We start from the raw sequence: 15325 nt of genomic DNA on the forward strand, positions 1-15325 counted from the left end.
CCCCCTCACTCCCTACGACGCCGGAAGCTCACCGAGCCGCGGTCGCCGCCGCCCCGCAACCGCCCGCTCTTCTGGGCGACTTCGGGGACCTTGACCAGTCCCAGTTCGCCCGCGAGACCCCAAAGGGCCTGTTTCACCACGCTCTTGTTGTCGAGTTCGTGCAGGCGGCCCGCGTCCACCGCGCCCTGGAGTTCCTTGAAGTTGGCGGGGATCGCGGTGGCGGCGACCGTCGTGCCGGTGATGCGCTGGATGAGCGCCGGCTGGATCTCGGTGCCGCGTGTGTAGCGGTTGACGACGATGGTCGTCTCCTCGGCCTTGCGGATCTGCAGCCGGTCCCACATGCGGACGGTGCGCTTCGCGGCGCGTACGGCGACGACGTCCGGGGTGGTGAACAGCAGGGCGGTGTCGGCCATTTCGACGGCGGCCGCGCTCGCGCCGCTCATCTGGGCCCCGCAGTCGATGACGACGACCTCGTAGCGGGAGCGCAGCGCGCTGACGATCTGGCGGGCGGCCCGGTCGGTGACCTCCTCGCCGCGTTCGCCCTCGCCGGGGGCGAGCAGCAGCGCGATCCCCGTGTCGTGCCGGAACACGGCGTCGGCCAGGACGCGCGGCGAGATGTCGGTGATCGCGGCGAGGTCGACGACGGAACGGCGGAACTGCACGTCCAGGTAGGAGGCGATGTCCCCGGTCTGGAGGTCCATGTCGACGAGCGCGACGCTGCGGCCCGACACCTGCGCGGCGAGGGCGAGTTGGATCGCCGCGAGGGTGGCGCCGACCCCGCCCTTGGCGCCGCTGACCGTGACGACGGTGCCGCCGACACCGGTGAACACGTCGCCGCCATGGCCCAGATGGCGCCGTACGCCCACCGACCAGGCGGCGACGGCCTGGACGCGGTTGGCCAACTCCTCGTAGCTCAGCGGCAGGGCGATCAGGCCGCGGGCGCCGGAGTCCATGGCGGCCTGGAAGAGGCCGGGGCTGGCGTCGGTGGTGACGAGGATGACGCCCACCGCGGGGAAGCGCAGGGCCACTTCGCGGACGAGCTCCAACGCCGGTACGGGACCGATGCGTTCATGCACCACCACGACCTCGGGCAGCTCGTCGACGGACTCGGCGGCGAGCCGGGCCAGGGTGTCGATGAGCTGCGTCGAGTCGGCCACCGGGGCCACCGGGTCGGCGTCCGGGAGCTGGCTGAGCAGGGTCGTGATGGCGCGGATGGCGTCCGCGTCTCCGACCGCCGGAAGAATCCTGGTGGGCATGCGGGCCTCTCACTTGTCCTTCGCGAGTTCGTACGTCCGGTCCTTGTCGGGGACGGTCGTATCGGTGCCGGGTGCCACCAGCGCGAGCCGCACCCGCTCGGCGAACGACTCGGCGTAGGTGATCCGCTGGGCGTCGAGCGTGGAGAGCGCGAAGGTGATCGGCACGCCGTTGGTCGACTGCTGCTGGTTCTTGTCGCTGTTGCTGCCGGGGTCGAGGGCGGTGATGTGGCCGACGTCGATGACCTTCGCGTTCGTCACGATGATCTTGGACTGGTCGGGGTCGCCCTCTTTCGCGCCCGCGAAGGTGGCGTACACGTTGACCGTCGAGCCCGGTGTGATCTTGCCGGCGACGCCGGTCGCCGCGTCGATCATGATGGCGACCTCCTGCTCCCCCGGCTTCAGGGCGGGCTGGTCCACGATCATGTCGGTCTGCAGCAGGGAGCCCCCGCGCAGGGTGGTCACCGCGATCTTGCCCTGGATCTGCCGGAGATCGGTCACGGCGGTGTCCGACAGCCACCGCTTGGGCATCTCGATCTTCTTGAACTGCGCGGCGGTCAGCGCCGTGTAGGGCGCCACGTTGTCCTTGACCTGGTACGCCGTGACCTCGGGACCGACCTTGGACTTCACGTCACGGATGACGGAGAGGACGCCGGCGAACGCGCCGAGGGCGCAGATCACCGACAGGAGCAGGAGTATCACGCCGCGGCGCTGACGGGAGTTCATGAACCGTACAACCTCATTGGGGATATCGGTCGAGCGGAAATGAGCGGATCGAACCGGGTCTGGCGAATTCGTGTGCTGTAAGCGTGTCCTGTGAGTTGAGGACTTATCCGCTCGATGTTTGGTTCTCGTGAACGGGCGGTGTGGCGGAGCAGAAGACACAACGGTCGCCGATGACGTCGATACCGCACCAGTGGCACACGGACTGCCGTACAGAGGTGACCAGTTGGTACAGCACCGACAGGTCGGGCAGATACGTACAGAACTCGATCAGCTTGTTCGTACCCCACCAAGTCACCGATTCGGCGGGCAGGGTGGCCTCGCGCAGCCCCATCGCGTTCCACGCCGGGGCGAGGGTGGTGCCGATCCAGTCGGACTGGAGCTGCCCCTTGGCGACCAGCATCCAGGTGCCGAACTCCGGCCCCTCCAGGGTGACTCCGGGGCCGACCCGGACCAACTGCGGCTCGGGGTGGGCGATCACCGCGAACTGACTGCCGGGCACCCAGGACTTGGCGTGCTGCTTGAGGCCGACGGGGACCCGGTCCAGCTTGGTGACCGAGCCGAGGAGCGCGCCGGCGTGGATGTAGTGCGTGAGCAGCCGGCCCGCCGAGGCGAGCACGCCGGGACTGAGGTCGCAGGACGCGAGCTGCCTCAACTGCCGGGCCAGGACGGCGAGTCCGAGCGGGGGAAGATTCGGGCGGAACAGGGCGATCCGGTCGGTCTCCAGGATGGACCGGATCGTGTGCAGCCGTCGGTCGACGCCCTCGGACACGGCCTGCGAGGACACGACGACGACATGTCCGTGCTGGTCGATCAGGGCCTGCATCTCCGACAGCGCCTGGTCCAGCGGTCGTTGATCGAGGTCCCGCAGGACGACGGCGGGCAGGGTCCGTTCGTCCTGTGGCGGCAGCGCCATGTCGGCGCTGGTCACGGCAATGGCAGTTGGCACGCGCAGCTCCCCGTCTCACGCCTGTCGGCCCACCGGCATTACTCCGGCACACCGAGTTGACTTCACTGCGTGACTACCTCAGCACTGTAACCACGCCCCTGTGACCGGAGAACAGCGTTTCTGTAGCTGTGCGGCAACTGTCATCGCACACAACACGCCAAATCGGGGCAGGTCGCGCATCTGATCACGCGGGGAGCACCGGGACCGACGTCGGCGAAGTTGGTCTGGACCTCTTGACATCAGATTGGTCTGGACCAACTCTGGACTTCCAGCGGTGGCCACCGTCGGCACAGTCACAGTCACAGCCCCTCCAAACTCCCCCACCGGAGGCATCAGTGGACCGCGCACCAGGCATGCCCGTACTCGGAAAAAGACGTCTGTGGGCCGGGGTCGCCCTGGCCGCCCTCGCCCTCTCCTTCGCGGGCACCGGCCAGGCGTCCGCCGCCGACATCAACAACGCCAAGAACGCCGGCTTCGAGTCGGGCCTGACCAACTGGACCTGTACGGCGGGCAGCGGCACGACCGTCTCGTCCCCGGTCCACAGCGGCGCGGCGGCCCTGAAGGGCACCCCGGCCGGCCAGGACAACGCCCAGTGCAGCGAGCCGGTGGCGGTGAAGCCCAACTCGACGTACACGCTGAGCGCTTGGGTGCAGGGCGGCTACTCCTACCTGGGCGTCACGGGCACGGGCACGACGGACGTCTCGACATGGACCCCCGACACCGCGTCGTGGAAGCAGCTCTCGACGACGTTCACGACGGGCGCGTCCACCACGTCCGTCTCGGTCTACACGCACGGCTGGTACGGCCAGGCCGCGTACTACGCGGACGACATCTCGGTCTACGGCCCCGACGGCGGCGGTGGCAGCGACCCGGCCCCGACGGTCCCGGCGACACCGACGGGTCTGAGCGTGCCCTCCACGACGTCCTCGTCGGTCTCCCTCGCCTGGAGCGCGGTGTCGGGAGCGACGGGCTACAACGTCTACCGCGGCGGCACGAAGATCACGGCGGTGACGGGAACGTCGGCCACCATCACGGGACTTGCGGCCTCGACGGCGTACTCCTTCCAGGTCACGGCGACCAACTCGGCCGGTGAGTCGGGCAAGTCGACGGCGGTGACGGGCACGACGACGGCGACCGGCGGCAACGGCGGTACGGGGCTGCCGAAGCACGCGGTGACCGGCTACTGGCAGAACTTCAACAACGGCGCGACCGTCCAGAAGCTCTCGGCCGTCTCCTCGCAGTACGACATCATCGCGGTGGCCTTCGCGGACGCGACCTCGACGCCGGGCGCGGTCTCCTTCACGCTCGACTCGGCCGGCCTCGGCGGCTACACGGTCGACCAGTTCAAGGCGGACATCGCGGCCAAGCACGCGGCCGGCAAGAAGGTCGTGATCTCGATCGGCGGCCAGAACGGCACGATCTCGGTGAGCGACTCGACGTCCGCGACGAACTTCGCCAACTCCGTCTACTCCCTGATGCAGACGTACGGCTTCGACGGCGTCGACATCGACCTGGAGAACGGCATCAACGCCACCTACATGACACAGGCGTTGAGGTCCCTCTCGGCCAAGGCGGGCTCGTCCCTCGTCATCACGATGGCCCCGCAGACGATCGACATGCAGTCCACGTCGAACGCGTACTTCCAGACGGCCCTGAACATCAAGGACATCCTCACGGTCGTCAACATGCAGTACTACAACAGCGGCACGATGCTCGGCTGCGACGGCAAGGTCTACGGCCAGGGCACGGTCGACTTCCTGACGGCGCTGGCCTGCATCCAACTCCAGGGCGGGCTCGCCCCGTCCCAGGTGGGCCTGGGCCTCCCGGCCTCGACGAGCGCGGCCGGCAGCGGCTATGTCTCCCCCACCGTCGTGAACAACGCCCTCGACTGCCTCACCGCCGGCACCAACTGCGGCACCTTCAAGCCGTCGAAGACGTACCCCGACCTGCGGGGCGCGATGACGTGGTCCACCAACTGGGACGCGGCCGCGGGGAGTTCGTGGTCCAACTCGGTGGGAGCGCATGTGCACGCGCTGCCGTAGCACTCGGTAGGCGGGGAGGGTGGGGAGCGCGGCCGCTGTCGGGGCGCGCTCCCCACCCTCTCGGTTAGGTTGACGTGATCATCCGTGACGTCGACCTCCTGGCAGGTGCCTCGTATGCCTTTACCCACCCGGCTCGGACTCCTCCGCGAACCGGACTTCGGACGCCTCTTCGCCGCCACCGCGCTCGGGCAGTTGGGCGACCGGATCATTTTCCTCGCTCTGCCGCTCGTCGCCATCGTGGCGCTGGACGCGGACGAGTTCCAGGTCGGACTGCTGACCGCGATGACCACGGCGGGTTCGCTGCTGGTCGGGCTGCCGGCGGGCGCGTGGGTGGACCGGATGCGGAAACGGTCGGTGATGATCAGCACCGACCTCACGCGGGCGCTGGTGCTCGTGACGGTGCCGGTGGCATGGTGGGCGGGTCTGCTCACCGTGTGGTGGCTGTACGCGGTCGCGTTGGTGCACGGGGTGCTGACGGTCTTCTTCGATGTGGCGTACGTCAGTTACCTGCCGCATCTGGTGGGGCGCGACAACCTCGTCGAGGGGAACGCGAAGCTCTCGGCGATCCGCTCGGTGACGAGCATCAGCGGGCCGGGGATCGCCGGGCCGCTGGTCGGGTGGGTCGGTGCGCCCGCGACGCTGTTGGTGAGCGCGGCCGGGATGGCGATGTCGGGGCTGCTGGCGATCACCATCCGCAAGCAGGAGCCGCAGCCCGAACGGGAGTTGGGGCCGAGCGAGCGGTCTCGGCTGGGCCGGGACATCAAGGAGGGCCTGAGGTTCGTCCTCAAGTACCCCGCCCTGCGCGCGATCATGCTGAGCGACGCGATCTTCAACCTCTTCCTGGTGATGTACCAGACCATGCTTCTGGTCTTCCTGGAACGGGAGTTGGGCCTCGACTCCGCCGGTATCGGCCTCGTCCTCTCGGGGATGGGCTGCGGCGCGCTGCTGGGCGCGCTGTCGGCGACCCGGGTCGCCCGGTGGGTCGGCCAGGGCCGGGTCATCTGGCTCGCGTCGCTGGTGACGTGCCCGCTGACCGTCCTGATGCCGTTGGCCCACCCGGGCTGGAGCGTGTGCGTGGCGGCGGCCGGCCTCGCCTCGCTCTCCTTCGGCGGAGTCGTCCGCGTCGTGGCCCAGTCCAGCTTCCAGCAGGCCCTCACCCCTGACCGGCTCCTGGGCCGCGTGAGCGCGACGGCCCGGTTCGTGTCCTGGGGCGGGATCCCGCTGGGCGGACTGCTGGGCGGGACGTCGGGCTCGGTGTTCGGCGCTACGGCGACCCTGTGGATCGGCGCGGCGGGCATGACGGTGAGCGTCCTCCCGAACTTCCTGTCACCGCTGCGCACGATGCGCACGCTCCCGACAGAGAGCGACGAACTCGACGCCGTGGCCTGAGAGTTCCCCCCTGGCCAGCCCCCGTCAGTCCTTCTTCCCACCCTCCGCGGCCTGCGCGGCGAGCCGCTCCACCAGGTCCTGTGCCTTGTCGACCGCGGTGTCGATCTGCTCGCTGTGCTTGCCGTCCGTCTTCTCGTCGACGAGATCCCCGGCCTTCTCCAGCCCGTCGGCGATCTTGTCCCCGTGCTCCTCGGCGATCTCCTCGGCCTTGTCCTTGAGCTTCCCCAGGTCTCCCAGGTTGTCGAACACGACAGTCCCCCTCGCTGCGACAGGCTTACGCGGTCAAGGACATGGTCGTCACGCCCGGCCCCGGAGGACAAGGTGGCCCCACCCCGGACACCCCGGCGGACGGAGGCGTGGGGCGGGGCGTGTTCGGGGCGCACGTGGGCCGGGGCGAGGGGTTCAGATCAGCGCCCCGACGAGCCCGATCGCGAACAGAGTGAAGACCGCCGCCACGATCAGGCCGACCACCGCCATCGGCACGAGGGCGATCAGGCCCGCCGGGCGTCGTAGCACCGGCTTGCCGGGGTCGAGGGGCGGGCGCCAGCCCCAAGTCGTGGGTGCGGGGAGGTCGTTGAGGACGGAGCGGGCGGAGAGGAGGTTCACCAGGAGCGTCACCGGGGTGATGAAGGCCGACAACGGGCCCCACCAGCCCAGCATCAGGGTGTTCGTCTGCATCCCGCGGAATATGGCCGTACCGCAGGTCTTGCAGAACACGCCCTGGTGGCGCAGGAATCGCATCATCACGATCATGCCCTGGTGGCCCCGGACACTGACCCGCGCGGCGGGGCCCGCGCCGCACACCTGGCACAGGGGGACGATCGGCGCGGGTGCCGGCACGGCGCCCGGCGGGCCGTATGCCGGATGCGGTGTCCGGTAGGGCGCCGACTGGTACGGGTTCTGGTACGGCGCCTGGGTGGGGGGAACGGGCGGCGGGGTGGTCAACAAAGCCTCCGGCGAAGATCAAACAACCGGTGAAGCACCCTACCCGCCCCGCCTGCCGAGCCTCGCCGCCCCGGCGATTCCCCCGGACCTGAAACATTTCTGTGGGCCCACCGCATCAGTACAAGTGAGGGCGGTGCTCGCAACAGCCCGCGAAAACAGGGGGATCAGGCATGAGACGACACGAACGTGCCGACGAGTACGCGGAGTTCGCCTCAGCGCGCGCCGGGCATCTCTACCGGTCCGCCTGTCTGCTGACCGCCGGGGACACGCATCTCGCCGAGGACCTGGTCCAGGAGACCCTCGGCAAGCTGTACGTCGGCTGGGGCCGGCTGACCCGGGTCGGCAACCCCGCCGGGTACGCCCAGACCGTCCTCACCCGTACCTACCTCGCCCACCAGCGGCGCCGCAGCAGCACCGAACGCGCCACCGACGTCCTGCCCGACCTGCCCGACCCCGGCGCCCCCGGCTCCGACACACCGCTCCGGCTGACCCTGCTCCAGGCCCTCTCCCGGCTGCCCGCCAAGGACCGCGCCGTGGTCGTCCTGCGGTACTGGGAGGACCGGTCCGTCGAGGAGACCGCCGATGTGATGCACGTCAGCTCGGCCGCCGTACGCACCCGCTGCGTCCGCGCGCTCGGCCGGCTGCGCGAACTGCTCGGCGAGAACCTCGACGAGTACGCCCGCCCCTGAACACCTGTGGTCAGTCGCCAACTCCCGCCCTCTTCAAACCCTTTGTACGAATCTCTCCCAAGCCCCTGATGCGAAACGGTGGTCCGCCATGCCCGACACCCAGCACAGCGAACCCCTCGACCCCTTCGAGGAACGGCTCACCGCCGGCCTGCACGACGCGGGCAACGCCTTCGAGACCGACCGGGCAGCCCTCGCCACCGCCGGCGCCCTCAAGGGCCGCAGGCGCCTGCTGCGCCGCCGCAACGCCGCCGTGATGGGCGGCGCCGCCGGTATCGCCCTCGTCGGCGTGGGCGGCGCACTGCTGCTGCCCAGCGGGAACCCCGCCGAGGCACAGGCCGCGCACGCCACCGGCGCGAGGCCCACGGCCACGTCCGCGCCCGCCCCCGTCTCCGGCGCCGCGCTCATCAACACGCTCGAAAAGCTGCTCCCGGAGGGCACGTTCGCGCAGGCCCAGGCCCGCGGCACCGACGAGGAACCGGGGCCGTACGTCCATGTCGTCTACGACGACGGCAAGGGCGCGTCGGCCGTCGAGGTCGGCCTGGGACGGGTGCAGCCGGGCAGTGACCAGGCGCGACAGACGACCCGGTGCCCGGGGAAGGCGCTCACGCACTACGACGCGTGCGGCACGAGCCGGCTGGCGGACGGGTCGGTGGTCATGGTCCTTCAGGGGTACGAGTATCCCGACCGCCGGGTGGACACCAAGTTGTGGAGCGCCGAACTCGTCACCCCGCAGGGCCAGCACGTCAGCATCAGCGAGTGGAACGCCGCCGCCGAGAAGGACTCACCGATCACCAGGAGCCAACCGCCGCTGTCCCCGGCCCAGTTGAGGAAGGTGGCCGCCGCCGCGGCCTGGCGGGACGCCATCGACGCGATGCCGGTGGACCCCAACTCCCAGGACACCCAGCCCAGTTCGAGCGAAACGGGCACTCTCCTGTCCGTCACCTCGACGCTCCGGACCCTGCTGCCGAAGGGCCTCACCGTGTCCGAGGCGAGCGACACCGACGACGCCGGGTTCGGCTACGTCGTCGTCGACGACGGCAAGGGCAAGACCTTCGTCCAGGTCAACGTCCAGGCCGACATGTCGGATGTCGAGGGCCAGTTGTTCGGTTCCGACGCGGAGGTCCTGGCCGACGGCACCAAGGTCGCCGAGCATCAGGGCCCGGGCGAGAAGGGCGGCTCGGGTGTCGTGATGTGGACCGTCGACACCATCAGGACCGACGGGCGGCGGGTGGTGATCAGCGCCTTCAACTCCGGCGCCCAGGACACCCCCGCGACCCGCACGGCCCCGGCCCTGACCATGAGCCAGCTCCGGCAGATCGCGCTCAGCCCGAACTGGATCTGATCAGCACGGCAGTTGGTCCGACGCCGGGCAGAGCACAGAACTCAGTCCTCGCGGACCTCTGCCTCCGCCGCGGCGAGCGCCGCCTCGTCCACCTCGTCGGACCCGTCGGCCTCGTCCTCGTCACCGTCGTCGAAGTACGCGTCGAGGACCGCGTCCAGCTGCGTCTCCCACTCGGCGAACCTGCTCCTGGCCGCCGCCTCGATCTCGATCGGGTACCAACGGCGGTCAGGCGTGTGCACCGTGATGGTGAACCGCTTGCCGAAGCGCGGGGACTCGGTCTCTATCGCGCCGATCTCGTCCCAGCGGAACTCGCAGGCCTGGTCGTCCAGGCGCAGTCGTACGCCCTTCCCGTCCGCGACGATCGCCGCACGGCGGTCGGACGCCTCGAAGACCGGCCCGTCGCTCTCGGACGAACCCTCGGCGTCCTCATCAGCATCGGCATCGGCGTCGCCATCGTCCTCGGCAACGGCCTTCTCCAGGTCGGCCTTCGCGGCCGGCGACTTCTCGGACCCTTCCGACTCGTTCGGTTCCTCCGGTGCCGCCGGCTTCTCGGCCTTCGCGTCCTCCGGCTCCGCATCTCCCGGCTTCGTGTCCTCCGGCTGGTCGGAGGACACGGCGGGTGCGGTGAGCCCGGGGACGAAGGCCGGGTCGAATCCGGCGCCCTCCAGGGGCTGGCTGCTCGAACCTATGCGCTGCTCCACAGCGCGAAGTATGGTCGACGATCCTGTGTCGGGCACAGCCAGCCCCAACTTTGTTATCAGACGCCTACAAGCGGCTTACACGAACACACTGAGCACAGCGGCCACCGCGAACCCCGCGACCGACAGCACCGACTCCAGCACGGTCCACGTCTTCAGCGTGTCCCGCTCGCTGATCCCGAAGTACTTCGCGACCATCCAGAAGCCGCCGTCGTTGACGTGCGAGGCGAAGATCGACCCCGCCGAGATGGCCATGATGACCAGCGCGACGAAGGCCTGCGAGTGGTCGCCCTCGGCCAGCAGCGGGGCCACGATGCCCGCCGTCGTGACGATCGCCACCGTCGCCGACCCCTGTGCGACCCGTAGTACCAGCGAGATCAGGTACGACAGGACCAGCACCGGCAGGCCCACGTCGTGGAAGGTGTCCGAGAGGGCCTGCGCGACCCCGCTCGCCTTCAGCACGGCACCGAAGATCCCGCCCGCGCCGACGACCAGCAGGATGTTGCCGACCGGCTTGAGGGACGCGGTGGAGACGGTCTCCAGGGACTTGCGGGACCAGCCGCGCCTCAGACCCAGGAGGTAGTACGCGAGGAGGAGCGCGATCGTCAGGGCGACGAAGGGGCTGCCGAAGAACTCGACCACCGAGCGGCCGGTCGACGGGTCGAAGGCGATCGACGAGAAGGTGGCCGCGAGGATCAGGACGAGGGGCGTACCGATGATCGCGAGGACCGTGCCCAGCGACACCGGCTTCTCCTGCGGTACGACGCCGGACTCCCGCTGTTCGTCGATGACCGCCTGCTTCGCCTCGGCCGCCGCCTCGACCATGTCCTGCGGTACGGCGACGAAGATCCGCTTGCCGACCCAGGCGGCGTAGGCCCACGCGGCGAGCACGGCGGGGATGCCGCAGACGATGCCCATGAGGATGACCCAGCCGAGCTGGACGTGCAGCAGACCGGCCGCGGCCACCGGGCCGGGGTGCGGCGGCAGGAACGCGTGGGTCATCGACAGACCCGCGAGCAGCGGCAGGCAGTACAGCAGGATCGACTTGCCGCCGCGCTTGGCCGCCGCGTACACGATCGGCGCGAGGACGAAGATGCCGACGTCGAAGAAGACCGGGATGCCGAAGATCAGGCCGGTGAGTCCCATGGCGAGCGGCGCCCGCTTCTCGCCGAACAGATTCAGCAGCCGGGACGCCAACACCTCGGCCCCGCCGCTGACTTCGAGGATCGCGCCGAGCATCGTGCCCAGGCCGATGATGATCGCGACATGGCCGAGGATGCCGCCCATGCCGGACTCGATGGTGGAGACGGCGTCGGAGCGCTGCACCGTGCCGAAGAGTTCGGTGACCGAGAGGCCGGACAGCAGGCCGACGGTTATGGAGACGGCGAGGAGGGCCACGAAGGGCTGGAGTCTGACCTTGATGATCAGGAAGAGGAGGAGCGCGATCCCGAGGGCGGCGACCGTCAACAGGCCTGCCGTGCCGTCGAGTAGGAGAAGCAGGCCTCCGGTGTGGGGTGGTGTCGCGGGGGCGGTGGCGGCGAGCGGTAGCGACATGTGGGGGTCCTCTTGATCGTCGTAAGAACATGGGGCTTTCGGGCAGGGGGAATCGCGGTTCGGCGCCGATGCGGGCGCCGAACCGTCGTACGGTGTGCGGGAGTTGGGGCGGTGCTAGCTCAGGACGGCCAGCGCGTCGATCTCGATGAGCAGCCCGGCGGGCAGGCCGACGTAGACCGTCGTGCGCGCGGCGGGCACCTCGACGCGCCCCTCGAAGTACTCGTTGTAGATCGCGTTCATCTCGGCGAAGTGGTCCACGTCCGTCAGATAGACGCGGATCATCATCGCGTCCTCCCAGCTCGCGCCGCCCTCCTCCAGGATCGCCTCGACGTTGGCCAGGGTCTGGAGGGTCTGCTCGCGCAGGGTCGGGCCGGCCGGGGTCGGCGGCTTGCCCTCCTCGGCGGGGAGGAAGCCGACCTGCCCGGCGACCTGGAGGATGTTGCCCTTGCGGACGCCGTGCGAGAACTTCGCGGGCGGGGCGGTGTGGGTCTTGGGGGTGAGGGCGGTCTTGTCGGTCATTCGGTGTCCCTGGTGGTAGTTCGGCCGGAGTACTCACCGCTGATGGCGTCCGCCGTGCGACGGACCAGGGGGAGCAGGGTGAGGAGTTCGTCGGCGGTGACGACGACGTTGGGCGCGGAGACCGACATCGCGGCGGCCACCCGTCCGTCGGCGCCCCGGATCGGCGCGGCGACGCAGTTGATGGACTCTTCGTGGCCGCCGAGGTCGGTGGCCCAGCCCTGTTCCCGCACCTTCTCCAACTCCCGCAGGAAAGCGGGGGCGTTGGGGGTGGAGCGGGCGGTGTACATGGGGTATTCGAGCTTGTCGGCGAGGGCCCGGCGCTCGATCTCCGGGAGGTCGGCGAGCAGCAGCTTCGCCACGCCCGCGACCGTGATGGCGACGGGCTTCCCGATCCGCGAGTACATGCGCACCGGATAACGGCTCTCCACCTTGTCGATGTAGAGGACCTCGTTCTCCTCGTACACCGCGAGGTGGACGGTATGACCGCACTGCTCGTTCAGCCGGGCGAGGTGGGGGTGGGCGATCTCGCGGATGTCGAGGTTCTCCATCGCCTCCTGGGCGAGGGCGATGAGGCGGGCGCCGAGGCGGTAGCGCTGGTCGGACTGGCGGTAGACCAGGCCGTGTTCGTGCAGGGTGCGCAGGAGGCGCAGGGCCGTCGACTTGTGGACGTCGAGACGCTCGGCGACCTGGCCGAGGTCGGCGGGGCCCTCGGCGAGCAGCGGCAGGATGCTGAGCGCGCGGTCGACGGTCTGACTCATGGCGTACATACCTCCTCGTCGGCCCAGTCGGCGGCGTCGGTCCAGCCGGGGCCGAGTCGAAGTCTCCCCCACGCCTGGTCGTCCAGGGCGACCAGCCGGTCGGCGTGGTCGCGGACCGGGGGCGCGGCGAGGTCGCCGGGCACGGTGAGGGCGGCGGCGGCCGTGAGATGCCCGTGCCGCAGCCGGTCCCGTACGGGAAGTCCCCGCAGGGTCGCGGAGAGGAACCCGGCGGCGAAGGCGTCCCCGGCACCGACCTCGGCGACGACGTCGACGTGCGGCGCGGGCACGAAGGTGACGTCACCCCGGTGGAAGACGGTCGCCCCGCGCCCGCCCTGCTTGACGACGAGCGTCTCGGGGTCGGGGAACGCGGCCCGTACGGCATCGGCCCCGACGAGCCCCCAGACCTCGGCGGCCTCGTCCTCCCCGACGAACACGAGGTCGGCGCCACGCGCCAGCTCAAGCAGCACGCTCGGCCCGTCGGCCGAACGCCCCAGCGCGGGACGGTGGTTGACGTCGAACGAGATCAGCGGGCGGTGCGCGCGGATCGCGGTCAGCTCACGCACCAGGCCGAGGCAGTCCTCGGACAGCATCGGGGTGATCCCCGACAGATGCAGCACCCGCCCACCCCGTACGGCGGCCAGGTCCACGTTCGCGACGCCCATCGCGGAGGCGGCGGAACCGGCCCGGTAGTACGCCACCTCGTGCGCGTCGGTGGCCCGGTCCCCGGCGGTGCGGAAGTAGATACCGGTCGGCCGCACGGGATCACGCCGTACGGCGGACACATCCACCCCGTACCCCCCGATGGTCTCGACGAGATGATCACCGAACCCGTCGGCCCCCACCCGGCTGACCCACCGCACGCTGTGCCCGGCGGCCGCCAGCACGCACGCGACATTCGACTCGGCGCCGCCGATGGCGCGATCGAAGGACGGCACGTCGGCGAGGCGGCCCGGCCGACTGGGTAGGAACGTGACCATGGACTCGCCCAGCGCTACGACGTCCACGACGTCACGGGCGGCGGTGGACTGTCCGTCGGCGGTCACGATGGTGATGGCTCCTCGTCCGGTGCGCCGGGGGCGGCGGCTCCGTTGACCCGGTGTTGGGCGAGATGTTAGACAGCGGTAAGCGATATACGCAATGAAGGTTGCAGAGATTGCAACACTCCAGCTCAGGGAGGCCCCATGGTCCGCGACACCGGTACCGAAGCGCTCGCCCGGCTCGCCGGGGAACGCGTCGACCACCGTTTCAAGGGCCTCCCCCCGGACGCGGACGGCCTCACGCTCACCGAGCTGGCGGCCCAGCGCCGCAACCTCTTCACCGACGGCTTCACCACCCCGGTCCTCGCCCTCTCCGCCGAGCGACTGGACCACAACCTCCGCCTCATGGAGACCTACGCGACCCGCCACGGCCTCGCCTTCGCCCCGCACGGCAAGACCTCCATGGCCCCCCAGCTGTTCCACCGCCAACTCGCCCACGGCGCCTGGGGCATCACCCTCGCGGTCCCCCACCAGGTGCGCGTGGCAAGGCAGTTCGGCATCGACCGCGTCTTCCTCGCGAACGAACTGGTCGACCCGTCGGCCCTGAAGTGGATCTCCTCCGAACTGGACGCCGACGCCGACTTCCGCTTCATCTGCTACGTCGACTCCGTGCGCGGCGTCGAGCTGATGGACGCGGCCCTGCGCGGCGCCGCCCGCCCGCTGGACGTCGTCGTCGAACTGGCCGCCGGCGAGGGCGCCCGCACCGGCGTCCGCACGGAGGCGGAGTGCGCGGCGGTCGCGGACGCGGTGGCGGCCGTAGGGACACTGCGGTTGGTGGGGGTCGCCGGGTACGAGGGGGAGGTGCCGCAGGCTGATCCCGGGCGGGTGCACGCGTGGTTGCGTCAACTGACCGCGCTCGCCGTGGAGTTCGACAAGGACGGGCGTTTCAAGGGAGTTGACGAGATCGTCGTCAGCGCGGGTGGCAGTGCGTGGTTCGACGCGGTGGCCGACGTCTTCGCTGAGCTGCCCGAACTCTCGCTCCCCGCGCTGAAGTTGCTACGGTCCGGCGCCTACGTGTCCCACGACGACGGCCACTACCGCGAGATCACCCCCTTCACCCGCATCCCCGAAGAGGGCGCCCTGGAGCCCGCGTTCCGGCTCTGGGCGCAGATCGTCTCCCGCCCCTCCCCCGAGCAGGCCTTCGCCAACGCGGGCAAGCGGGACGCGGCCTACGACCTGGACCTGCCCGTCGCCCAGGTCGTCCGCCGGGACGGCACCGAGCACCCGGCGACCGGCGTCGAGGTGACGGGGCTGTCCGACCAGCACGCCTGGCTGCGGACGGCCCCGGAGGCGGACCTTGAGGTGGGTGACTGGATCGGGATGGGCCTGTCCCACCCGTGCACGTCCTTCGACAAGTGGCAGCTGATTCCGGTGGCTGAGGCGGACGGGACGGTCGTCGACTACATCCGTACGTTCTTCTAGAAGCC

15 protein-coding genes are annotated in these 15325 nt (G+C 70.0%); 5 read left to right on the forward strand and 10 right to left on the reverse strand.

What is annotated here, in order from left to right:
- Window positions 1-5: 5 nt before the first annotated feature.
- From OO69_RS36495 to OO69_RS36505, 3 genes are all read right to left on the reverse strand, one after another.
- Window positions 6-1256 (reverse strand): AAA family ATPase, encoded by a 1251-nt coding sequence (locus OO69_RS36495; protein ID WP_033285203.1) that lies wholly within the window; start codon window positions 1254-1256, stop codon window positions 6-8.
- A gap of 9 nt (window positions 1257-1265) precedes the next feature.
- Window positions 1266-1979, reverse strand: a complete 714-nt coding sequence (gene cpaB, locus OO69_RS36500; RefSeq protein WP_033285204.1) for a Flp pilus assembly protein CpaB — start codon at window positions 1977-1979, stop codon at window positions 1266-1268.
- A gap of 103 nt (window positions 1980-2082) precedes the next feature.
- On the reverse strand, window positions 2083-2892 hold the full coding sequence (locus OO69_RS36505) for a hypothetical protein (protein ID WP_106971174.1): 810 nt from the start codon (window positions 2890-2892) through the stop codon (window positions 2083-2085).
- A gap of 386 nt (window positions 2893-3278) precedes the next feature.
- Between OO69_RS36505 and OO69_RS36510 the strand changes: the two genes are divergently transcribed.
- Together OO69_RS36510 and OO69_RS36515 are read left to right on the forward strand one after the other, a co-directional pair.
- The gene (locus tag OO69_RS36510) at window positions 3279-4967 is read left to right on the forward strand and encodes a chitinase (RefSeq protein WP_051801467.1); all 1689 of its coding nucleotides are present in this window, start codon (window positions 3279-3281) and stop codon (window positions 4965-4967) included.
- Window positions 4968-5081: 114 nt separating this feature from the next.
- A complete protein-coding gene (locus OO69_RS36515; RefSeq protein ID WP_051801468.1) occupies window positions 5082-6356 on the forward strand; it encodes an MFS transporter in 1275 nt (424 codons plus the stop codon).
- Window positions 6357-6380: 24 nt separating this feature from the next.
- Here the strand turns inward: OO69_RS36515 and OO69_RS36520 are convergent, their stop codons facing one another.
- Together OO69_RS36520 and OO69_RS36525 are read right to left on the reverse strand one after the other, a co-directional pair.
- A complete protein-coding gene (locus OO69_RS36520; RefSeq protein WP_033285207.1) occupies window positions 6381-6605 on the reverse strand; it encodes an antitoxin in 225 nt (74 codons plus the stop codon).
- A 153-nt stretch (window positions 6606-6758) separates the two neighbouring features.
- Window positions 6759-7301 carry a hypothetical protein gene (locus OO69_RS36525; RefSeq protein ID WP_051801470.1) on the reverse strand — a complete coding sequence of 181 codons (543 nt, stop codon included), beginning with the start codon at window positions 7299-7301 and terminating at the stop codon, window positions 6759-6761.
- A 170-nt stretch (window positions 7302-7471) separates the two neighbouring features.
- Between OO69_RS36525 and OO69_RS36530 the strand changes: the two genes are divergently transcribed.
- The gene (locus OO69_RS36530; RefSeq protein ID WP_033285208.1) at window positions 7472-7990 is read left to right on the forward strand and encodes a SigE family RNA polymerase sigma factor; all 519 of its coding nucleotides are present in this window, start codon (window positions 7472-7474) and stop codon (window positions 7988-7990) included.
- Between the two features lie 88 nt (window positions 7991-8078).
- Complete coding sequence (locus tag OO69_RS36535; RefSeq protein ID WP_033285209.1) at window positions 8079-9332, forward strand: hypothetical protein; 1254 nt, start codon at window positions 8079-8081, stop codon at window positions 9330-9332.
- A gap of 41 nt (window positions 9333-9373) precedes the next feature.
- Here OO69_RS36535 and OO69_RS36540 read toward each other — a convergent pair whose 3' ends face one another.
- The 5 genes from OO69_RS36540 to OO69_RS36560 form a co-directional block, all read right to left on the reverse strand.
- Window positions 9374-10033, reverse strand: coding sequence for a hypothetical protein (locus OO69_RS36540; protein ID WP_033285210.1), 660 nt, complete (start codon window positions 10031-10033; stop codon window positions 9374-9376).
- A gap of 75 nt (window positions 10034-10108) precedes the next feature.
- Window positions 10109-11584, reverse strand: a complete 1476-nt coding sequence (locus tag OO69_RS36545; RefSeq protein WP_033285211.1) for a GntP family permease — start codon at window positions 11582-11584, stop codon at window positions 10109-10111.
- 114 nt (window positions 11585-11698) lie between these two features.
- Window positions 11699-12103, reverse strand: coding sequence for a RidA family protein (locus OO69_RS36550; protein WP_033285212.1), 405 nt, complete (start codon window positions 12101-12103; stop codon window positions 11699-11701).
- Window positions 12100-12861 carry an IclR family transcriptional regulator gene (locus tag OO69_RS36555; RefSeq protein WP_033285272.1) on the reverse strand — a complete coding sequence of 254 codons (762 nt, stop codon included), beginning with the start codon at window positions 12859-12861 and terminating at the stop codon, window positions 12100-12102. The genes OO69_RS36550 and OO69_RS36555 overlap by 4 nt, the downstream gene beginning before the upstream one ends.
- Window positions 12858-13904, reverse strand: a complete 1047-nt coding sequence (locus OO69_RS36560; RefSeq protein WP_033285213.1) for a sugar kinase — start codon at window positions 13902-13904, stop codon at window positions 12858-12860. Before OO69_RS36560 ends, OO69_RS36555 begins: the two co-directional genes overlap by 4 nt.
- Window positions 13905-14042: 138 nt before the next feature.
- On the opposite strand from OO69_RS36560, the gene OO69_RS36565 reads away from it, so the two are divergent.
- A complete protein-coding gene (locus OO69_RS36565; protein WP_033285214.1) occupies window positions 14043-15320 on the forward strand; it encodes an amino acid deaminase in 1278 nt (425 codons plus the stop codon).
- Window positions 15321-15325: the final 5 nt, after the last annotated feature.

The sequence above is a fragment of the Streptomyces sp. NRRL F-525 genome (assembly GCF_000716605.1).
GTDB lineage: Bacteria > Actinomycetota > Actinomycetes > Streptomycetales > Streptomycetaceae > Streptomyces.

Bases quoted from the DNA above. Each gene is read 5' to 3' on its own strand.
- OO69_RS36565 (WP_033285214.1), top strand. From the start codon at position 14,043: ATGGTCCGCGACACCGGTACCGAAGCGCTCGCCCGGCTCGCCGGGGAA.
- OO69_RS36545 (WP_033285211.1), bottom strand. From the start codon at position 11,584: ATGTCGCTACCGCTCGCCGCCACCGCCCCCGCGACACCACCCCACACC.
- OO69_RS36510 (WP_051801467.1), top strand. From the start codon at position 3,279: ATGCCCGTACTCGGAAAAAGACGTCTGTGGGCCGGGGTCGCCCTGGCC.
- OO69_RS36535 (WP_033285209.1), top strand. From the start codon at position 8,079: ATGCCCGACACCCAGCACAGCGAACCCCTCGACCCCTTCGAGGAACGG.
- cpaB (WP_033285204.1), bottom strand. From the start codon at position 1,979: ATGAACTCCCGTCAGCGCCGCGGCGTGATACTCCTGCTCCTGTCGGTG.
- OO69_RS36555 (WP_033285272.1), bottom strand. From the start codon at position 12,861: ATGAGTCAGACCGTCGACCGCGCGCTCAGCATCCTGCCGCTGCTCGCC.
- OO69_RS36550 (WP_033285212.1), bottom strand. From the start codon at position 12,103: ATGACCGACAAGACCGCCCTCACCCCCAAGACCCACACCGCCCCGCCC.
- OO69_RS36515 (WP_051801468.1), top strand. From the start codon at position 5,082: ATGCCTTTACCCACCCGGCTCGGACTCCTCCGCGAACCGGACTTCGGA.
- OO69_RS36495 (WP_033285203.1), bottom strand. From the start codon at position 1,256: ATGCCCACCAGGATTCTTCCGGCGGTCGGAGACGCGGACGCCATCCGC.
- OO69_RS36505 (WP_106971174.1), bottom strand. From the start codon at position 2,892: ATGGCGCTGCCGCCACAGGACGAACGGACCCTGCCCGCCGTCGTCCTG.
- OO69_RS36530 (WP_033285208.1), top strand. From the start codon at position 7,472: ATGAGACGACACGAACGTGCCGACGAGTACGCGGAGTTCGCCTCAGCG.